1 protein-coding gene is annotated in these 1,393 nt (G+C 37.8%); it reads right to left on the reverse strand.

The features are described 5' to 3' along the window. Positions 1-15: 15 nt before the first annotated feature. Positions 16-1,320: an IS4 family transposase gene (locus FTV34_RS17445; RefSeq protein WP_004784488.1), complete on the reverse strand. Its 1,305-nt coding sequence runs from the start codon at positions 1,318-1,320 to the stop codon at positions 16-18. Positions 1,321-1,393: the final 73 nt, after the last annotated feature.

Here is a 1,393-nt window from a genome sequence, read left to right on the forward strand (position 1 = left end):
AGTAATGCCAGTCAGTTAAGAGATTGACTGGCATTTTTTTGGGTATTTCTGTGGTTTCCCTTTCACAACTCGTGGGTAGTTTCTACTTCTTTTTTTCGGTAAAACATACCTTTTAGATTTTTCCATTAAACTTTCTAGATGTTTAGGCAAATTGCCTGCGGAAGCCAAAGAATCAAACTTCAATAGGTTAAGGATAGCAATAGAGGTAATATGAAAGCTCATTCTCAAAGGACTGACTTTTGCACGTTGCGCCATATATTTCATTTGTCTTCTTAGAATATTATAGGCAATAAAGACTCCCCATAATTCTTGATAAATCAAGGCAGGTTGTTTACTCCTTAAATGCTTCCCTTCCTGTAAGTTACTCTTGATTTCTCGGTAACACATTTCTATTTCCCAACGCTGGGCATAGAGTTTTGCTAAAGCTAATAATGGATATCTCTTTGAATCTATTAGTGAAGTGATATAACGTCTAATCTTACCTGCCTGCTCAACCTCAATGAGACGTGCCTCCCAATAGTCTCCTAAGGCTGGATTAAGTTTTTTAGCTCTTGTTGATATCGGCATTCTAATATGAAAGTCATGTTGCGAATTACGCTCCACAATCTCATACCGTAAATTATCTTTTGCACGCATAAGCCAATGACTTTCTTCTGCACGTTTTTGCCACCCGATGAGAAAATCTGCAGAGAAATAGGCTCGATCAAATAGGGTAATACTGTGTGAACAAGGAGATAATTGGCTTGCCAGTGTGAGTTCACCTTGATCCATACTGCCTATTTGAGCATCTATAATTTCATGGGTCGCGGTATTTACTAAGCAGGTTGCTCTCACTTGTGGATAAGGAGCATCAGCAGTTTTTCCTTTAGATGAACCAAAGTGTGCAAAATTCTCATCTGTATAAGGCATAGACCAAACAACACCATCAACAGCGCACACACTCAGACCGTGAAAGTTTGAGTATTGCTGCTGAGATTCTTCAAACCAGGCTTGGCTAAGTAAAGAAAATAGTGCATTTAAAGGTTCTGATCCTAAACGTTGTCGTGCTTGTACTACTGCGCTAGGAACACAATATTCTGTTGTACCAAATACAAGTTTTAGCTGTTCTACGACATATCCGATAGGTTGATTTCGAAATAAAGCGAGTCCAATGACAAGCCACACCACATGTTCAGCAGGTAACTTCCTTCTTCTAATTGATGCCTTACCTGTTTGATGCAGACTTTCCTCAATCCAGTTGAAATCAATAAATTCACTAAAATGGCTAAGTGAAGGTAAAGAATGTTGAAGGGTGCAATCTAAATTTTCAGATAAAGTCATAAAAAAATGAGCGTATTTACATACACTCATTTTTACTACATTTTACTAATATTTGCTTAACTGACTGGCATTA

The organism is Acinetobacter sp. YH16038 (assembly GCF_013417275.1).
In the GTDB taxonomy this organism is placed as follows: Bacteria; Pseudomonadota; Gammaproteobacteria; order Pseudomonadales; family Moraxellaceae; genus Acinetobacter.